Annotated in this window: 3 protein-coding genes; all 3 read left to right on the top strand. The window is 66.1% G+C overall.

Going from position 1 to position 2,208, the window contains the following annotated elements; all coding sequences use genetic code 11:
- The first annotated feature begins 326 nt into the window (after nt 1-326).
- The 3 genes from A5728_RS11785 to A5728_RS11775 all read left to right on the top strand — a co-directional run bounded on the left by A5728_RS11785 (nt 327) and on the right by A5728_RS11775 (nt 2,187).
- Nucleotides 327-992: a hypothetical protein gene (locus A5728_RS11785; RefSeq protein WP_064847259.1), complete on the top strand. Its 666-nt coding sequence runs from the start codon at nt 327-329 to the stop codon at nt 990-992.
- 151 nt (nt 993-1,143) lie between these two features.
- Nucleotides 1,144-1,716, top strand: coding sequence for a hypothetical protein (locus A5728_RS11780; RefSeq protein ID WP_064847258.1), 573 nt, complete (start codon nt 1,144-1,146; stop codon nt 1,714-1,716).
- A 135-nt stretch (nt 1,717-1,851) separates the two neighbouring features.
- Nucleotides 1,852-2,187, top strand: a complete 336-nt coding sequence (locus A5728_RS11775; RefSeq protein WP_064847257.1) for an ImmA/IrrE family metallo-endopeptidase — start codon at nt 1,852-1,854, stop codon at nt 2,185-2,187.
- Nucleotides 2,188-2,208: the final 21 nt, after the last annotated feature.

The following is a 2,208-nucleotide window of genomic DNA, read 5'->3' as shown; positions in this document are numbered from 1 at the left end:
CGTGCCCCATGTTGATCCCGGTGCCCCTGGTGCCCCCCCCCGGTTTTTAAACCCCCCCCCCCCATTGGGGGGGCCTTACCCCACCGCCCCCCCCCCGTTGGAGTCGGATCTTCGGTCGCTGCCATGAACGTGGCTTCGCGCCGTTGGTGAGGCACCTCGTGACACCCTTTCGTCGTGGTTACAAGTGAACTGTAAAGCGTTTGTCATCCACTCGTCCAGCCCTTACCCGTGCCGCCGCGTAAACTCGCCTTAGTTCGGAAACCACTTTTATTTTGATGGATCTGGGCGTAGGGCACCAATAACAGCAATCTCGCCAGGATGGACCCATGACGAAGCAACCCCGAACCCTGCGCGACGTCGCACTGGCCGCCAAGGCCCGGCACGACGGCGCCGGCGGACGAGGCCTCGCCAAGGTGGCCGGCAAGCACGGCCACACGATCAGCTACGGAACCATCGACTCCATCCTGGCAGGCACCTACACCCGCAAGCCCAGCGTGAAGACCTTGCGGGCGTTGGCCTACCTCTCCGACCTTCCCGAGCGACAGGTGCTCGGGATCGCAGGAATGCGAGCGCCGAGCAACGGGCTGGCGGAGCAGCTGCCGGAGGGTGTGGACGAGTTGGGTCCGGAAGAGCGGCAGATGTTGATCGACATGGCGCGTGGGTTGATTCGTCAGGCGCGGCGGGAGCAGAAGCTCGTCGTGGCACTACGAGAAGCGACTGAGAGGCTCAGCCATGAACGCGACACCGAGGACCACGAGCAGGAACCGGGGACGGAAGCGGGCGGCGCGCAGTCGACGCAACAGACCCCCATTACCCGCGCCGGGGTGAGCTCGGCAGCAGAGCCCGCAAGCGCGGGCCGGCATCTGGCTCCTGTACCCAATGAGGCCGCACTGGCGGCCGATGATGCCCCGAGCGAGGGGCGTGCGCGTCGGGCTGCCCAGGATGAGGCTGGGGAGGCCGGCCAGGACGACGGGCACTGGGGCGACCTGTAGGGCGTCCTGTAATGTCGCGGCTCACTTGGGCGCGGCGGCTGTTGGCCCAGGCTTTTCCCAGGTAATTTAGTGTGCACATGCAACCACATGGCTTGTGGTTGCCCCCATTCACTGCGCGAGTGCGCGCGGATCCAGGCATTGGAGAACCCCCATGAGCACCCCCACCAACGGTCCCGATGGTTACCCCCAGGGCCCGGTCAATGGAGCACCCCAGCAGGGCTACCCGCAGCAGCAGCCCCCGAAGAAGCGTAAGAAGTGGCCGTGGGTCGTGGGCATCCTCGCGTTGCTTGCGCTGCTGTTGTTCGGCGGCTGCGCGGTCCTAATCGGCGGGGCTCTGAACGCCGCCGACGAGGCAACGAATGACCCGAGCCCCGCGGTTGCCCAGCCCACCGCCGAGGCGGGCACCCCGGCGGCCACGGATCCCGCGGCCACGCAGGCCGGCAAGACTGTCACGTTGCGCGCGACGTCGTCCAGCGATGGGATGGTGGCCTTCGGTAACAGTTCGACACAGAGCAGCCAGAACTTCTCCGGTGAATGGTCCAAGGACCTCACCCTCGAGGACTGGGTGGATGCTGCAACCCTGTCCGTCACCTCAGCCACAATGGGCGGCGACAACGCAGTGACCTGCGAGATCATCTACAACGGCAAGGTCGTCGTGAAGAATGACAGCAGCGGCGACATGTCCTCCGCTTCGTGCACCGCGACGAGTGCCGAGCTGAAGTAACAACCCGCCCCCCAGAGCGGCAGCGATGGCCCCGCACCGTAATGGTGCGGGGCCATCTTTGTGCCTGTCGCCCGCCCACCGTAGATTCGAATACATGTCGATCCCTGGGCTTCGGTGATTGAGCCAGGCATCGACGTGCACACGATCCCCCTCGAGCGCCTCTCGGGCTGCACAGACGGCACGACGATCTGGCTCGACACCCATCTGACGACCACCGAGCGACGCTGCACGCTCACACACGAACTTGTGCACATCACCCGCGGACACACCGGCCACCAACCGCCGGCCGTCGAGGCCGCGGTGCGCGAGGAGACCGCGCGCCTGCTCGTTCCCTGGGCGGCTCTGCACGCCAGTCGCGGCGCGCAGCTCGAGATTTGGCACCTCGTCCAAGAGCTCGGCGTCACCCCCGGGTGCTTGGGCCGCCCCCTTCATTCGGTCCGGTCGCTGTACGAGTCGTCGGTTTCCGATTGATGGGTGCATTGCCGAGCGTAG

Source organism: Kocuria sp. ICS0012, assembly GCF_001665945.1.
Lineage (GTDB): Bacteria > Actinomycetota > Actinomycetes > Actinomycetales > Micrococcaceae > Kocuria > Kocuria marina.
The sequence above is the reverse complement of the archived record's forward strand: the minus strand, read 5'-3'. Positions and strand labels throughout refer to the sequence as shown.